Raw genomic sequence first — 14164 nt, forward strand, 5'->3', positions numbered from 1 at the left:
CATGGGCGCAGAAAAACTGCATGTCGGCCCCCAGCCGGATTGGATCAATCACCATGGTCCAGCTCCTGTTTGCGGGCAGCGCAGGCGATCTTGCCACGGCTGATGTACTGATTGACCATGCTGAGCGAGATGCCCATGCGCTCGGCGATCTCTTGGTTGGACAGCTCATCGAAGAGGTACATGCAAAAAGCCTCGCGGCAGCGCGGCGGCAAGGCATCAATAGTGGCCAGATAAGCCTGCACGGTTTGCGACGAGGCATAGGCCGCCTCGGGCTGCAGCCGCTGGGGGCTGGCCGGTTGCTGGGCCTCATCCAGCGCATCGATATCGTCATGCTGGCGCAGCTGGGCGCGGCGGTCCAGGTCGATCTTGGCGTTCAAGGCCACCTGCTTGAGCAAGGCCGCCGGCTGCTCGATCACCTTGCCAGCGCGCTGCATGGTGAGCACGCGTGCATAGCTCTCCTGCGCCAGGTCAGCCGCGGTGTCGCGGTCTCTGACCTTGCGCAGGCAGAAGTTCAGCAGTTCTCGGTAGTAGTGCTCCAGCACAAATCGGCATCGCCCAGTGGAAAGCAAACCAATCCATCGGCGATCCATCACTCGCCCCTCAGATGGGAATAACTCTCATTATCACCGATAAGCCGCGACATTCTTGCCTTGCAGAAATGGAAAAAGGCACCCGAAGGTGCCTTTGTGAGCTTGCTGCATGGCTGCGGGCGATCAGTCTTCTTCGACAAAGGCCTCTTCGCGCCTCTTGCTCACGGCTGGCAAGCAGACCACGATCAGCAAGATGGCTGCTGCAATCAGCAGACCGGCAGAGATCGGACGGGTGACAAACACCGACCAGTCACCGCGCGACAGCAGCAGCGCACGGCGCAGGTTTTCTTCCATCATCGGGCCCAGGATAAAGCCCAGCAGCAAAGGTGCAGGCTCGGTGCCCAGCTTGTGGAACACATAGCCCACGAAGCCGAAGATACCAACCATCCACACGTCCCAGCTGTTGTTGTTGGTGCCATACACACCGACAGCGCAGAACAGCACGATCGATGGGAACAACCAGCGGTAAGGCACGGTCAGCAGCTTGATCCAGACGCCGATCAGCGGCAGGTTCAAGATGATCAGCATCAGGTTACCGATCCACATCGAGGCAATCAGGCCCCAGAACAGTTCTGGGTTGCTGGTCATCACCTGGGGACCAGGCTGGATGTTGTGGATGGTCATCGCACCCACCATCAGTGCCATCACGGCGTTTGGTGGAATACCCAGGGTCAGCAGCGGAATGAACGAGGTTTGCGAGCCGGCGTTGTTGGCCGATTCAGGCGCGCACACACCACGGATATTGCCTTGGCCGAAAGGAACTTCACCAGGCTTGAGCTTGGTCTTCTTCTCGATCGTGTAGGCCGCGAAAGCCGACAACATCGCACCGCCACCAGGCAAGATACCCAGGGCCGAACCCAGCGCCGTACCACGCAGCATCGCGGGGAACATCAGCTTGAAGTCTTCCTTGGTGGGCATCAGGCCGGTCACCTTGGCAGCAAACACTTCGCGCTCGTCATCGGGCTTGGACAGGTTGGCAATGATTTCGCCGTAGCCGAACACACCCATGGCGATCACGACGAAGTCGATACCGTCGGTCAGCTCAGGAATGTCGAAGGAGTAACGGGCTACGCCGGAGTTCACATCGGTACCCACCAGACCCAGCAGCAGACCCAGCACAATCATGCCAACGGCCTTGAGCAGCGAGCCCGAAGCCAGCACCACCGCGCCAATCAGGCCCAGGGTCATCAGCGAGAAGTACTCGGCAGGGCCGAACATGAAGGCCACTTCGGTCAGCGGAGGTGCAAAGGCAGCCAAGATGATGGTGCCCACGCAGCCAGCGAAGAAGGAGCCAATGCCCGCAGCCGCCAGTGCCGGACCCGCGCGCCCCTTGCGGGCCATTTGGTAGCCGTCAATCACGGTCACCACTGAGGAGGATTCTCCTGGCAGGTTCACCAAGATCGCGGTGGTGGAGCCGCCGTACTGGGCGCCGTAGTAAATACCAGCCAGCATGATCAGCGCGGCCACGGGTGGCAGTGCATAGGTGGCAGGCAGCAGCATGGCGATGGTGGCCACGGGGCCAATGCCCGGCAACACGCCAATCAAGGTACCCAACAGACAGCCGACAAAGCAGTAAATCAGGTTTTGAAAAGTGAAGGCAACACCGAAGCCGATGGCCAGATTGTCAAAAAGTTCCATGGTCCTGGCCCCTTATCCGGTAATAAAGCTAGGCCACACGGGGAACTGAAGGTTCAGTGCCCACACGAATGCGACGTAGCTGCCAATGGCCAGGACAGTGGCCAACACGAAGACCGACTTGGCATGAAATTCCTGGCTGGCCAGGCTGGCGATGAAGACCAGTGCGTAGATCGCAACAATCAGGCCCATGGCGGGAATGCCGATGCTGGGCACGCCCACGAGCAAGACGCCGAAGGCAAAGTTGGCCAGCAAGATGAAGAACACCTGCTTCCATGCCCATTTGCCGATAGGGTCCCCATCAGCGGGGCCAGCGGTGACGCCCTTGAAGGCCACCGCAGCACCGATCAGCGTCAGCAAGACGCCAAGAATCAACGGGAAATACCCCGGACCCATGCGAGCACCCGTACCGATCGAGTAGTTCTGGGCGCCAACGGCGAACCCAATACCCACTGCCATGTACATCATGCCCGCCCAAAAGTCTTTTTGGCTTTTGAGCTTCATTAACTTTGTCTCCAAACAATTTTAGGGATGCAGGGCATTGTCAACGCTGACGGCCAGCTGACGCATGTGGATTCCACTTACGATTGCACACAGGAAAACCCCTAGGGCATGCCAGGCTCCCAAGCGGCCAAAACCCAAGCGGGGCGCGGGTTTGCGCAGGATGGCCCGCCCCCGGTGCGGGCGCAGTGACAAGGGTAAGTCCCTGCCGGCGCAACGCCTCCATGCGCTGCGGGCGATGGGCGGTACCGCCGTTTTTTAGCGGTCGCCCATCTCGATGGGCGGCGTGTTGGCCATCACCTCTTCGATGGTGGTGAGGCCTTCGGACACGCGCAAGGCGCCGGCCAGGCGCAAGGGGTGCATGCCATCCTTGACGGCCTGGCGGCGCAGCACCGACATGGAGGGCGCCGCATGCACCTGGTCCTTGAGGGCTTCGGACACGGTGAGCAATTCGTACAAGCCCATGCGCCCGCGAAAGCCGGTGTCGCGGCATTCTTCGCAGCCCACCGGCTTGTAGGGCCGGTAATCGCGCTTGATCTTCCAGGGCTGGATGGCGGCGGTCAGCGCGTCGGTGGATGCGGCCTCATCGGGCTGCTTGCACTGCGGACACAGGGTACGCACCAGGCGCTGGGCCAGCACGCCCAGCAAGGTGGCATTGATCAGGTACGGCGGCACGCCCAGCTCCATCAAACGGCTGATGGCACTGGGGGCATCGTTGGTGTGCAAGGTAGAGAACACCAAGTGGCCGGTCAGCGCAGACTGCACCGCCATTTCGGCGGTTTCCAGATCGCGGATTTCACCGACCATGATGATGTCCGGGTCCTGGCGCATCAGCGCGCGCAGGCCTTCGACAAAGCTGAAATCGAGTGCCGGCTGCACCTGGGTCTGGTTGAAGGCCGGCTCGATCATTTCGATCGGGTCCTCCACCGTCGAGACGTTGACCTCCTCGGTGGCCAGGCGCTTCAAGGTGGAGTAAAGCGTGGTGGTCTTGCCCGAGCCGGTGGGCCCGGTGACCAAAATGATGCCGTGGGGGCGCTCCACCAGCTGCTCCCAGCGCTGCGCGTCGTGCGCGGTAAAGCCCAGTGCCGACAAGTCCTTGACGGTGTTTTCCGGGTCAAAGATACGCATCACCATCTTCTCGCCAAAGGCGGTGGGCAAGGTGGACAGGCGCATTTCCACCTCGTCGCCCAAGGTGTTGCGGGTCTTGATACGGCCATCCTGCGGCCGGCGCTTTTCGACCACGTCGATGCGGCCCAGCAGCTTGACCCGCGAGACGATGGCGTTGTGCACGCCCAGCGGCATCTGGTAGACCTTGTGCAGCACGCCATCAATGCGGAAACGGATCACCGACTGGTCGCGGCGCGGCTCCAGATGGATATCGCTGGCGCGCTGCGCAAAGGCAAACTGCCACAGCCAGTCGACCAGGCGGATGATGCCCTGGTCATTGGCATCGAACTGCTGGTTGGTATTGCTCAGGTCCACCAGCTGTTCAAAGTTACCCAGGGAGCTGAGCGAGCCGCCCAGCTTGCTGGCCGCCTTGACCGATCTGGCCAGCGCAAAGAATTCGCTGCGGTAGCGGTCAATGTCCTTGGGGTTGGCCAGCACCCGGCGCACCTTGCGCCGCGCCTGGCGCTCCACCTCGCTGACCCATTCGTCAATCCAGGGCTCCTTGACCGCGATCACCACCTCCTGGGCGGTGACTTGCACCGGCAGGATGCCGTGGCGCTGCGCATAGGGCGCGCCCATGGTCTCGGCCACCTTGGCGGCATCGACCTTGAGCGGATCGATCTTGTAATAAGGCAGGCCGCAGTGCTTGGCGACAAACTCGGTGAGCAGCTCCACATCCAGCGCCTTGCCATCCAGCTGGCGGGGCACCACCACACTGGCCAGGCGCACGATGGGGTGCTGGCTGCTGGACGCATGGCTGCAGCGGTTGATGGTGGCCAGGGCCAGCTCGGGCGTGATCCAGCCATCGGCCTGCAGCCAGTTGATGATTTGGGTCAGATCGAGGGGACGCTGCATCAGCGCGGGCAAGCCGCTGCGCGCCGGTGGCACCGAGGCCGGGCCAGCCCCGCTTGGCACCGATGGTACGGAGGCAGAGCCAGAGGCGCGGGAAGGCGCAGGCCCCTCTTCCACCTTGCCGGGCACAAAAACAGCGGAGCGCCTGATAGGCGCCCCTGCTCCCGATGTACCGGGCACTGCTGAAGTGCGGCTTTTGCCCGAGGTATCGGCGGGCAAGGCATCGCCCCGACTTTTGTTCTGTTTGTTTGGCTGATCAGGCGCTGCCATGGTTTATTCCCTCTGTCTTTTTATCTTCTGGCTTTATACCTGATCGGCAGCGCTGCGCTTGGGATCCTCTGCAAGACCCTCGCCAAGCGGGATGGACGCGGATCGGGATGAGACGCCAGGCGTCTTTCGCAGTCAATAGCGAGCTATTGACAAGGAAGATAACGCAGCGGATCGCCCGAGTCCGCGTTCAGACCACGGCAGGGAGTTTTGCAGAGGGTCCCTAGGTAAAGTCAGGCGGATACGGGCTGCACAGGTTTAAAAACCTTTAACCACTTGAGCGCCGGCAAGCCGGTCTGCTGCTGCACCTGGTCGGCGCGCTGGCTGAGCAGCTCGCGGCTAGGCCGGCTGGCCGTGCGCTGGGCCAGCACGACGGTATTGCCCTCCTTGGTGGCTGCAAAGCGCCAGACCGCCTCGGTGCCAAAGGCCTCCTGGATATGGGCCAGGCTGCGGGCAAAGCTGTTGGTGCGGCCAAACAGGTTGACGGTCATGCAGCCGTCCTCGGTCAGCAGCTGGCGGCAGTGCTGGTAAAAGTCGGGGCTGTCGAGCACCGGGGCGGCGGCCTCGTGGTCGTACAGGTCTACCTGGAGCGCATCCACCGTTTGCAAGTACGGGGTTTTCTGGATTTCGGCGCCCGCATCGCCCAGCACCACCTGCAGCTTGTCGCTGTCGGGCGGCAGCTTGAACCACTGGCGGCAGACGGTGATGACCTGGGGGTTGAGCTCGATGGCGGTCGTCGCCATGCCCAGTTTTTGCGTGCAGAACTTGGTGGCGGCCGCTGCACCCAGGCCCAGCTGCATGGCTCGGCGCTCGGGCACCGTGGGCCAGTCCACCAGCAGCAGCCAGGCCATCATGCGCTGCACATATTCCAGGTCGATATCAAAAGGCTTCTTGATGCGCATCGAGCCCTGGACCCAGGGGGTCCCCAGGTGCAGGTAGCGGGTGCCGTCGTAGTCGGAGATGGTGACCTCGGGCAGCGGCTCGGCTGCCTGCGGGGATTTTCTTTTCGTCGTCATGGGGTGGGATTATCGGCCGTTGTCCCGCACGGCTCTCGGCATAACCCTGGCCCGCCAGCCTGGGAGCGGATCGGGACAAGGCAGCAGTCGCGCATTGAAAGCCAACCATAGTTATTTCCAAATAAATGGATGCCATAGATAGGCGGTGTCGCTTGCAGACCACGGTGAGGCACTTGGCAGACGATGCATCGCTTTAGACTGCGGCATTGATTTTTCTGGCTCGCTTATGTCAAACGCTCTCAAACAACGCCTTTTGTCTTCCATCCTGATGTCCATGCTGCTCTCGGGCCTGATGACCGCCTGGGTCACCTGGCTGAACCTGGGCTTTGTCGGAGATTTCCTCTCGCGCTGGCTGCATGCCTACCTGCTGTCCTGGCCGGCTGCCTTCACGATCGTGGTGCTGCTGGCGCCTGGGGTGCAGCGCCTGTCATGGCGCATGGTCGGTGGCAGCCCCGTCTCCCCATCGCCTGCCCGCGTCAGCGCGCCCACCGCAGGCGCTCAGGCGAGCAGGCCACAGTGATGCATCACCTCGCGCCAACCGGCGAGCTTGCGCGCAAAGCTCCATGACGCATTGGCCGGGCTGCTGGAGGGCAGGCGGTAGCTGGGCAGGCCCAGCACGGCCTGCACCCGGGGCGCGTGGCGAAAGCTCTCCCCGCCGTTGTGCGCCGCTGCCAACAGTAGCGGGCATTGCTGTTTGAGCCCCACAAAATCATTGAGCTGGGCATTGCGGATGCTGGTGTCCAGGCTGCCTTCGCGCTCACAGGCGGCATACACATCCCACAAACCCAGGCCCCGATCCAGCAGCCAGGCGCAGCGCTCGGCATAGGCAGCTGGCTGCGGGTGCTCGGGCCACAGCGCTGCCAGCAGCGGCCACATGTGGTTGCGTGGATGGGCGTAGTACTGCTGCCATTGCAAGGATTGCACGCCGGGGAAGCTGCCCAGAATCACGACCTTGGTGCCCGGCCCCACCACCGGGGCCAGCCCACACAGCAGCGCATCAGGCATGCGGCGATCCCCCATCGGCGCCGGGCAGCAGAGGCTGCAGCTTTGGCAGCACCCTGGCAGCATTGGCGCTGGTGGCGCGCTGCCAGTCGGCGGCGTCTATGGCTTCATCGGCATGGGCTTCGGCCCGCAGCTCCCGCATCACCTGCGCGATGCGCGGAATCTCCGCCGGCTGGTTGCGTCCCTGGGCCTGGCCGGCGTCGCGCTGCTCGGCGGTGGTGTAGAGCCAGTGCGGCGGAATATCGGGGGCATCGGTCTCGACAACGATGGCCTCCATCGGCAGCTGCTGCAGCATGCGGCGCAGGTGCAGCGCGCGCTCATAGGTGACGGCGCCGCCAAAGCCCAGCGCAAAACCGCGCTCGATAAACTGCTGCGCCTGCTGCAAGCTGCCATTGAAGGCGTGCGCTATGCCCCCGGGCACCGGCCAGCGGCGCAGCGCCCGCAGCAGCTGGTCAGACGAGCGGCGCACATGCAGGATGACGGGCAGATCAAAGCGGCGCGCCAGTTGCAACTGCTGCTCGTAAAACCAGGTCTGGCGCTCGGCATCCAGGCCGGGCACAAAAAAATCCAGGCCGATCTCGCCAATCGCCACCAAGCGCGGGTCATCGCGGCAGGCTTCGAGCATGCGGGCCAAGGCGCCGATGTCGTCTTCAGCCGCGCGCCCGGTGTAGAGCGGGTGGATGCCCAGCGCATAGCTGTCGCCCCAGCGATGGGCCAGATCGCGCACGGTGGCCCAGTTGCTGCGCTCCACCGCTGGAATCACGCAGTGCACCACCCCAGCAGCCTGCGCAGCCGCGCGCAAGGCATCGCGGTCGGCATCGAACTCGGGGGCATCCCAGTGGCAGTGGGTGTCAATCCAGAAGGGCATGCGGGAACAGAGCCGTTCTTACAACGTGTTTAGCGCTCGAACTGGCCGTTCACCATCCGCACGGCACGGTCGCAGCGCTGGGCCAGCTCGCCATCATGGGTGACCATGACAAAGGCGGTGCCGCGCTCGCGTGCCAGCTGCAGCATCAGCGCAAACACGGTGTCGGCGGTGGCGCGGTCCAGGTTGCCGGTGGGCTCATCAGCCAGCACACAGGCCGGCTGGGTGACCAGCGCGCGCGCAATGGCAACCCGTTGACGCTCGCCGCCCGACAGCTCGGCCGGGCGGTGCAGCACCCGGTCCTTGAGGCCCACCGAGGCCAGCACCTCGCGCGCCCGCTCAGCGCATTCGGCATAGGGCAGGCGGCGGATGCGCAGCGGCATGGCCACGTTGTCCAGCGCACTGAACTCGGGCAGCAAATGGTGAAACTGGTAGATAAAACCCAGGTGCTGGTTGCGCAGCTCGCCCTGGCGCGTGGCGCTCAAGGTGTCAAGCCGCTGGCCATGCAGGCTGACCGTGCCACTGCTGGGCGCATCCAGCCCGCCCAGCAGGTGCAGCAAGGTGGATTTGCCCGATCCCGAGGCGCCGACGATGGCCAGGGTTTCGCCCGCGCGCACGGTCAGGTCGATGCCATGCAGCACCTCCACATCGAGCAGGCCTTCGGTAAAGCGCTTGGTCAGGCCCGAGGCCTCCAGGACGATGGACGAATCATTCATAGCGCAGTGCCTCCGCCGGGTTCACGCGGCTGGCACGCCAGCTGGGGTACAGGGTGGCCACAAAGGCCAGGATCAGGGAAATGACGGTAATCGGCACGATATCGCTGCGCTGGGGCTCGCTGGGCATCTGGCTGATGAGGTAGATGTCCTTGGGCAGGAAGCTGGTGTGCAGTGCGCGCTCAATCGCGGGCACGATCACATCGATATTGCAGGCAATCAGCAGGCCCAGGCCCAGACCGACCAGGGTGCCGATCACGCCGACCAGCGCGCCTTGCACCACAAACACGCCCATGATGCTGCGCGGGCTGGCGCCCAAGGTGCGCAAGATGGCAATATCGGCCCGCTTGTCGGTCACCGTCATCACCAAGGTGGTGACCAGGTTGAACGCGGCCACCGCGACGATCAGGGTCAGGATGATGAACATCATGCGTTTTTCGACTTGAACGGCGGCAAACCAGGTCTTGTTCTGCTGCGTCCAGTCGCGGATCAGCAAATGGCCGCTCAGGCTGTTGGCCAGCTGCTGGGTGACCTCGGGGGCCTGGTGCAGGTCCTTGAGCTTGAGCCGCACGCCCGTGGGGCCTTCCAGGCGGAACAGGCGCTCGGCATCCTCATGGTGCATCAGCACCAGGCTGGAGTCGTACTCGTAGTGGCCGGAGTTGAAGGTGCCCACCACTTGCATTTGCTTGAGACGGGGCACGGTGCCCGCTGGCGTGACCTGGCCGCTGGGCACGATCAGGGTGACCTGGTCGCCCTGGCCGACGCCCAGAATACGCGCCAGCTCCGAGCCCAGCACGACATTGAAACTGCCCGGGGTGAGCGCCTGCAAACTGCTTTGCTCGATGCCGGTGGTCATGTCGGTGACCTCGGGCTCCAGCGCCGGATCGATGCCGCGCAGCAAGGCGCCGCGCATGTCTTCGCCACGTGCCACCAGCGCCTGGGCCGAGACAAAGGGCGCCGCACCGATCACATTCGGGTTGGCCTTGGCCTCGGCGATGGTACGCGCCACATCGGGCAAGGCGTCGCCACCGGGCGTGAAGATCTCGATATGCGAGACCACGCTGAGCATGCGGTCGCGCACCTCTTTTTGAAAACCGTTCATCACCGACAGCACGATGATCAAGGCCGCCACCCCCAAGGCAATGCCCAGCATGGACACGCCCGAGATGAACGAAATAAACCCGTTGCGCCGGGTGGCCCGGCCCGCACGGGTGTAGCGCCAGCCCAGCGCCAATTCATAGGGAATCTGCATAAATCGTTCTAAAAATATAGTTGGTGCAAGGTCTCAGCTAATACAGCGCCATAAACCACTGCACCGCAAACCGCATTGTGGCATCGCCGACAATAGACCCATGTCGGAAAACCAGCATTTGATCATCTCTTACGCAGCCACGGACGAGCCAGGCTGCCAGCAAGCCTTGCAAACCCTCGCCCTGCCGAACCTGCAACGCCTGCTCAAGCAGTGGTCCCTGAGTACGACCGACAGCGGCACGCTGGAAGATTTTGCGCCCCCGCATGAACGGGTGCTGGCCAGCGCGCTGGGCCTGCCCCGCCAGGCCACGCCCTGGGCCGCGCTGCACCAGCTGCAAAACGGCCAGGCGCCGGGCGACGCCGCCTGGGCCTTTCTCTCGCCCTGCCACTGGCAAATCTCGCCCGACCAGGTGCGCATGAGCGCGCTGGCGGCGGCGCAGATGAGCGAGGACGAATCCCGCAGCCTGCTGGCCATCATGGCGCCCTGGTTCACCGAAGACGGCATTACCCTCGTCTACGACCGGCCCGACCGCTGGCTGGCAAGCGGCGAGGTCTTTGCCCAGCTCGATACCGCGGCACTGGACCGCATCGCACTGCGCGATGTGCGGCCCTGGCTGCCCAACAAGGCGCAGGCCGCCGTGCTGCAGCGCCTGCAGACGGAGATGCAGATGCTGCTCTACACCCATGCCTTCAGCGATGCGCGCGAAGCCAGTGGCCGCGCGCCCATCAATTCGTTCTGGATACATGGCGCAGGCGCCCTGCCCGCCGCTTACCAGGCCCCTGCGGATATGCCCGAGCTGAACACCGCGCTGCGCGACAGCGCCCTGGTGGGCGACTGGGCCGGCTGGCAGCAGCAGTGGCAGCAGATCGACGAGACACTGGCTACGGCCAAGCTGACCAAGCTGACCTTGTGCGGCGAAAAAAATGCCATCACCCTGGAGCCTCTGGCCCTGGGCTGGTTACCCAAAATCAAGCAATGGCTGGGCCAACCCAAGCCGGCCGCGCTTTTAAGTTCTTTATGAAAATTCTGGCAAGAGATATTCCTCCGCGCACCGTATGGACGCTGGAACAGGCCGGTGTGCACCCGCTGCTCGCCCGCCTGTTTGCCGCAAGAGGCGTGCAGGCGGTGGCCGAGCTTGACGACGGCCTGGCGCAGTTGCTGCCGCCGGCGGATCTGCTGGGCACGCGCGAAGCCGCCCTGCTGCTGGCCGATGCCATCGGCCGCCAGCTGCGCATCTGTGTGGTGGCCGATTACGACTGCGACGGCGCCACCGCCTGCGCCGTGGCCCTGCGCGGTCTGCGCATGCTGGGCGCGCACCATGTCAGCTACCTGGTGCCTGACCGCGTGGTCGACGGCTATGGCCTGACGGCAGCGATTGCCGAGCGCGTGCACCAGCAAGGCGCCCAGGTGCTGGTAACCGTGGACAACGGCATTGCCAGCGTGGAGGGCGTGGCGCGCGCCAAGGCGCTGGGCATGACGGTGATCGTGACCGACCACCACCTGCCCGCCGCGACTTTGCCGCTGGCGGACGCCATCGTCAACCCCAACCAGCCCGGCTGCAGCTTTGCCAGCAAGGCCATGGCTGGCGTGGGGGTGATGTTCTATGTGCTGATGGCCTTGCGCGCCGAGTTGCGCGAGCGCGGCGCCTTTGCCGACATGGCCCAGCCGCGACTGGACAGCCTGCTGCCCCTTGTGGCGCTGGGCACCGTGGCCGATGTGGTCAAGCTCGATGCCAACAACCGCCGCCTGGTGGCCCAGGGCCTGCGCCGCATCCGCGCCGGCCATATGCCGCCCGGCCTGGGCGCGCTGTTCTCCGCGGCCAGCCGGCGTGCCGCCACGGCCAGCACCTTCGACTTTGGCTTTGCGCTGGGCCCACGCATCAATGCCGCCGGCCGCCTGGCCGATATGACCATCGGCATCGAGTGCCTGCTGACCGATGACACCTTGCTGGCCGACACCTTGGCGCGCCAGCTGGACGCCATCAACCGCGAGCGCCGCGACATCGAAACGGGCATGCGCGAGCACGCCATGCTGCTGGCCGAGGCCTTGTTTGAAGAGGGCACTGAGCCGCCACCAGCCGTGAGCGTGTTCGACCCGGACTTCCACGAAGGCGTGGTGGGCATCGTTGCCTCGCGCATCAAGGACAAGCTGCACCGCCCCTGTTTTGTGTTTGCCGCCAGCAGTGCGCCAGGCCATGAGCACGAGCTCAAGGGCTCGGGCCGCTCCATCCCCGGCTTTCATCTGCGCGATGCGCTGGACCTGGTGGCCAAGCGCCACCCCGGCGTGCTGCTGAAGTTTGGCGGCCATGCGATGGCGGCGGGCTGCACCATTGCGCTGGACGATTTTGAGGTGTTTGAGCAGGCCTTGTCACAGGTTGCCCAAGAATGGCTGGATGAGCGCACCCTCACCCGCCAGCTGGAAACCGATGGCCCGCTGCCGGTGCAGTTTCGCCATGCCGAAACCGTGGACACCCTCAACAGCCAGGTCTGGGGCCAGGGTTTTGCGCCGCCCACCTTCAGCGAAGAGCTGGAGGTGGTGAGCCAGCGCCTGGTCGGAGAAAAGCACCTGTCTCTCAAGCTGCGCCACCACGGCGAGATGGTGGACGGCATCTGGTTTGGCCACACCGAGCCCTTGCCGGCCAAGGTGCTGCTGGCCTACCGGCTGGACATCAATGAATGGCAGGGCCAGCGCAAGCTGCAGTTTCTGGTCGAAGGCGCACAGCTGCCCGTGTGAGCGCAGGCGCTGCGCTTGCGCCGACGCAAGACTTTACGAAAAGTTAAGGGAATTGCCGCCATAACGAAGACCTTCGCTGCGGCAATTTTCTAGAATAGACACCGCAGGCCTCGCTGCAAAAACCCTTTTTGCAGAGGCGGCCGGCGCAGCGGTTGGCAAGCGCTTCGCGCCCAGCCGTGGCTGGGCCGCCAGCGCTTGCTGGTTCAGTCAATTCAACTGTTAATTTAATATCAGTCATATCCTAGATATTTTCTGGATGTCTGCTATGCACCAAGAAACTCCATGAGCAATATTTCCGTGGCCGTGCTGGGTGCCGGCATGGTCGGCGTTGCCAGCGCGTTGGCGCTGCAGAAAAAGGGCTTCCGCGTCACCTTGCTCGACCGGCTGGCCCCTGGCGAAGAGACCTCCTACGGCAACGCCGGGGTGATTGCGCGCAGCTCGCTGATGCCCTTCAACAACCCCGGCCTGTGGTCCAACCTGCCCGTGCTGCTGAAGAACCAGAGCGCCGGCTTCCGCTACCAGGCCCAGTTCCTGCTGCAGAACCTGGGCTGGGCCGCCCGCTTTGTGGCCCATGCCCGCACCCGCGTGTTTGAGGAAACCACCACCGCGCTCGACAGCCTGATTCGCCTGTCGATGACCGAACACGCGCAGCTGCTGCGCGCCAGTGGTGCGGCCCACCGCATGCGCGACAACGGCTGGCTGTTCCTCTACCGCCAGTCCGCCGCCTTTGCCGGTGGCGCGCTGGCGCGTGAGCGCATGGCCCATTTTGGTGTGGCCACCGAGGTGCTGGAGCGCGACCACATCCGCCAGCTGGAGCCGGCCCTCAACCCGATTTTTGAGCGCGCGCTCTGGGTCAAGGACACCTGGTCGGTGGACAGCCCCGGCGATGTCGTCAAGGCCTATGCCGAGCTGTTCCGCAAGCAAGGCGGGCAGTATGCGCAGGCCCGCATCAAAACCGTGGAGCCGCTGGCAGGCAGCCGCTGGCGCATACGCGCCGATGGCGCGCACGATGGCCTGGAGGCCGACCGCGTGGTGGTGGCCCTGGGCCCCTGGAGCCGCCAGTTCATGGCGACCCTGGGCGTGAAGGTGCCCATGGCCTATGAACGCGGCTACCACATGCATTTCGCGCCGCCGGCGTCCTGCAATATCTCGCGCCCGGTCTACGACACGGCCGGCGCCTATGTGCTCAGCCCGATGGAGCAAGGCCTGCGCTTGACCAGTGGCGTTGAGCTGACCGATATCGATGCCCCCGCCAACCCCGTGCAGCTGAGTTTGGCCGAGGCCGCAGCACGCGAGGCGATTGACCTGGGCGAGGCACTGGAGCCCGCCCCCTGGATGGGCAGCCGGCCCACCTTGCCGGACAGCCGCCCCATCATTGGCGCAATGCCGGGCCAGCGCAACCTCTGGCTGGCCTTTGGCCACCAGCACATTGGCTTTAGCACGGGGCCCGGCACGGGGGCCATTTTGGCAGCGCTGATGCGCGGGGACGATGCACCGGTCGATGCGCGCCCGTTCCGCGCCGAGCGTTTTCTCAAGGGTTAAGGCCGCAGCGCCCGGGCCGGATGGCCGGG

At 64.3% G+C, this 14164-nt stretch carries 13 protein-coding genes; 4 read left to right on the plus strand and 9 right to left on the minus strand.

What is annotated here, in order from left to right; all coding sequences use genetic code 11:
- Positions 1–44: 44 nt before the first annotated feature.
- The 5 genes from M2375_RS00840 to M2375_RS00860 form a co-directional block, all read right to left on the minus strand.
- Positions 45–590, minus strand: a complete 546-nt coding sequence (locus M2375_RS00840) for a sigma-70 family RNA polymerase sigma factor (RefSeq protein ID WP_259163354.1) — start codon at positions 588–590, stop codon at positions 45–47.
- 123 nt (positions 591–713) lie between these two features.
- The gene (locus M2375_RS00845) at positions 714–2228 is read right to left on the minus strand and encodes a tripartite tricarboxylate transporter permease (protein WP_259163355.1); all 1515 of its coding nucleotides are present in this window, start codon (positions 2226–2228) and stop codon (positions 714–716) included.
- A 12-nt stretch (positions 2229–2240) separates the two neighbouring features.
- Positions 2241–2729 carry a tripartite tricarboxylate transporter TctB family protein gene (locus tag M2375_RS00850; RefSeq protein ID WP_259163356.1) on the minus strand — a complete coding sequence of 163 codons (489 nt, stop codon included), beginning with the start codon at positions 2727–2729 and terminating at the stop codon, positions 2241–2243.
- A 255-nt stretch (positions 2730–2984) separates the two neighbouring features.
- On the minus strand, positions 2985–4748 hold the full coding sequence (locus M2375_RS00855) for a GspE/PulE family protein (RefSeq protein ID WP_259163945.1): 1764 nt from the start codon (positions 4746–4748) through the stop codon (positions 2985–2987).
- Positions 4749–5245: 497 nt separating this feature from the next.
- On the minus strand, positions 5246–6028 hold the full coding sequence (locus M2375_RS00860; RefSeq protein ID WP_259163357.1) for a spermidine synthase: 783 nt from the start codon (positions 6026–6028) through the stop codon (positions 5246–5248).
- Between the two features lie 226 nt (positions 6029–6254).
- On the opposite strand from M2375_RS00860, the gene M2375_RS00865 reads away from it, so the two are divergent.
- Complete coding sequence (locus M2375_RS00865) at positions 6255–6548, plus strand: DUF2798 domain-containing protein (RefSeq protein WP_259163358.1); 294 nt, start codon at positions 6255–6257, stop codon at positions 6546–6548.
- Here M2375_RS00865 and M2375_RS00870 read toward each other — a convergent pair.
- From M2375_RS00870 to M2375_RS00885, 4 genes are read right to left on the minus strand one after another with little or no spacing between them, the layout of a single operon-like run.
- Positions 6527–7033: a DNA-deoxyinosine glycosylase gene (locus M2375_RS00870; RefSeq protein WP_259163359.1), complete on the minus strand. Its 507-nt coding sequence runs from the start codon at positions 7031–7033 to the stop codon at positions 6527–6529. The genes M2375_RS00865 and M2375_RS00870 overlap by 22 nt on opposite strands.
- Positions 7026–7898: a TatD family hydrolase gene (locus M2375_RS00875; protein WP_259163361.1), complete on the minus strand. Its 873-nt coding sequence runs from the start codon at positions 7896–7898 to the stop codon at positions 7026–7028. The genes M2375_RS00870 and M2375_RS00875 overlap by 8 nt, the downstream gene beginning before the upstream one ends.
- Before the next feature lie 29 nt (positions 7899–7927).
- Positions 7928–8611, minus strand: a complete 684-nt coding sequence (gene lolD / locus M2375_RS00880) for a lipoprotein-releasing ABC transporter ATP-binding protein LolD (protein WP_259163362.1) — start codon at positions 8609–8611, stop codon at positions 7928–7930.
- Complete coding sequence (locus M2375_RS00885) at positions 8604–9860, minus strand: lipoprotein-releasing ABC transporter permease subunit (RefSeq protein WP_259163363.1); 1257 nt, start codon at positions 9858–9860, stop codon at positions 8604–8606. Before M2375_RS00885 ends, lolD begins: the two co-directional genes overlap by 8 nt.
- 100 nt (positions 9861–9960) lie before the next feature.
- Between M2375_RS00885 and M2375_RS00890 the strand changes: the two genes are divergently transcribed.
- The 3 genes from M2375_RS00890 (at position 9961) to M2375_RS00900 (ending at position 14135) form a co-directional block, all read left to right on the plus strand.
- Positions 9961–10881 carry a phosphoglycerate mutase gene (locus tag M2375_RS00890; RefSeq protein WP_259163364.1) on the plus strand — a complete coding sequence of 307 codons (921 nt, stop codon included), beginning with the start codon at positions 9961–9963 and terminating at the stop codon, positions 10879–10881.
- The gene (gene recJ / locus M2375_RS00895) at positions 10878–12593 is read left to right on the plus strand and encodes a single-stranded-DNA-specific exonuclease RecJ (RefSeq protein ID WP_259163365.1); all 1716 of its coding nucleotides are present in this window, start codon (positions 10878–10880) and stop codon (positions 12591–12593) included. The genes M2375_RS00890 and recJ overlap by 4 nt, the downstream gene beginning before the upstream one ends.
- A gap of 282 nt (positions 12594–12875) precedes the next feature.
- Complete coding sequence (locus M2375_RS00900) at positions 12876–14135, plus strand: FAD-binding oxidoreductase (protein ID WP_259163366.1); 1260 nt, start codon at positions 12876–12878, stop codon at positions 14133–14135.
- Positions 14136–14164 lie beyond the last annotated feature (29 nt).

This window comes from Comamonas sp. BIGb0152 (assembly GCF_024809975.1).
Lineage (GTDB): Bacteria > Pseudomonadota > Gammaproteobacteria > Burkholderiales > Burkholderiaceae_C > Comamonas.

What these genes read in the sequence shown, in the direction of transcription:
- lolD (WP_259163362.1), bottom strand. Translation starts at nt 8,611, where the DNA reads ATGAATGATTCGTCCATCGTCCTGGAGGCCTCGGGCCTGACCAAGCGC.
- recJ (WP_259163365.1), top strand. Translation starts at nt 10,878, where the DNA reads ATGAAAATTCTGGCAAGAGATATTCCTCCGCGCACCGTATGGACGCTG.
- M2375_RS00850 (WP_259163356.1), bottom strand. Translation starts at nt 2,729, where the DNA reads ATGAAGCTCAAAAGCCAAAAAGACTTTTGGGCGGGCATGATGTACATG.
- M2375_RS00900 (WP_259163366.1), top strand. Translation starts at nt 12,876, where the DNA reads ATGAGCAATATTTCCGTGGCCGTGCTGGGTGCCGGCATGGTCGGCGTT.
- M2375_RS00885 (WP_259163363.1), bottom strand. Translation starts at nt 9,860, where the DNA reads ATGCAGATTCCCTATGAATTGGCGCTGGGCTGGCGCTACACCCGTGCG.
- M2375_RS00870 (WP_259163359.1), bottom strand. Translation starts at nt 7,033, where the DNA reads ATGCCTGATGCGCTGCTGTGTGGGCTGGCCCCGGTGGTGGGGCCGGGC.
- M2375_RS00890 (WP_259163364.1), top strand. Translation starts at nt 9,961, where the DNA reads ATGTCGGAAAACCAGCATTTGATCATCTCTTACGCAGCCACGGACGAG.
- M2375_RS00855 (WP_259163945.1), bottom strand. Translation starts at nt 4,748, where the DNA reads ATGCAGCGTCCCCTCGATCTGACCCAAATCATCAACTGGCTGCAGGCC.
- M2375_RS00875 (WP_259163361.1), bottom strand. Translation starts at nt 7,898, where the DNA reads ATGCCCTTCTGGATTGACACCCACTGCCACTGGGATGCCCCCGAGTTC.
- M2375_RS00845 (WP_259163355.1), bottom strand. Translation starts at nt 2,228, where the DNA reads ATGGAACTTTTTGACAATCTGGCCATCGGCTTCGGTGTTGCCTTCACT.
- M2375_RS00860 (WP_259163357.1), bottom strand. Translation starts at nt 6,028, where the DNA reads ATGACGACGAAAAGAAAATCCCCGCAGGCAGCCGAGCCGCTGCCCGAG.
- M2375_RS00840 (WP_259163354.1), bottom strand. Translation starts at nt 590, where the DNA reads ATGGATCGCCGATGGATTGGTTTGCTTTCCACTGGGCGATGCCGATTT.
- M2375_RS00865 (WP_259163358.1), top strand. Translation starts at nt 6,255, where the DNA reads ATGTCAAACGCTCTCAAACAACGCCTTTTGTCTTCCATCCTGATGTCC.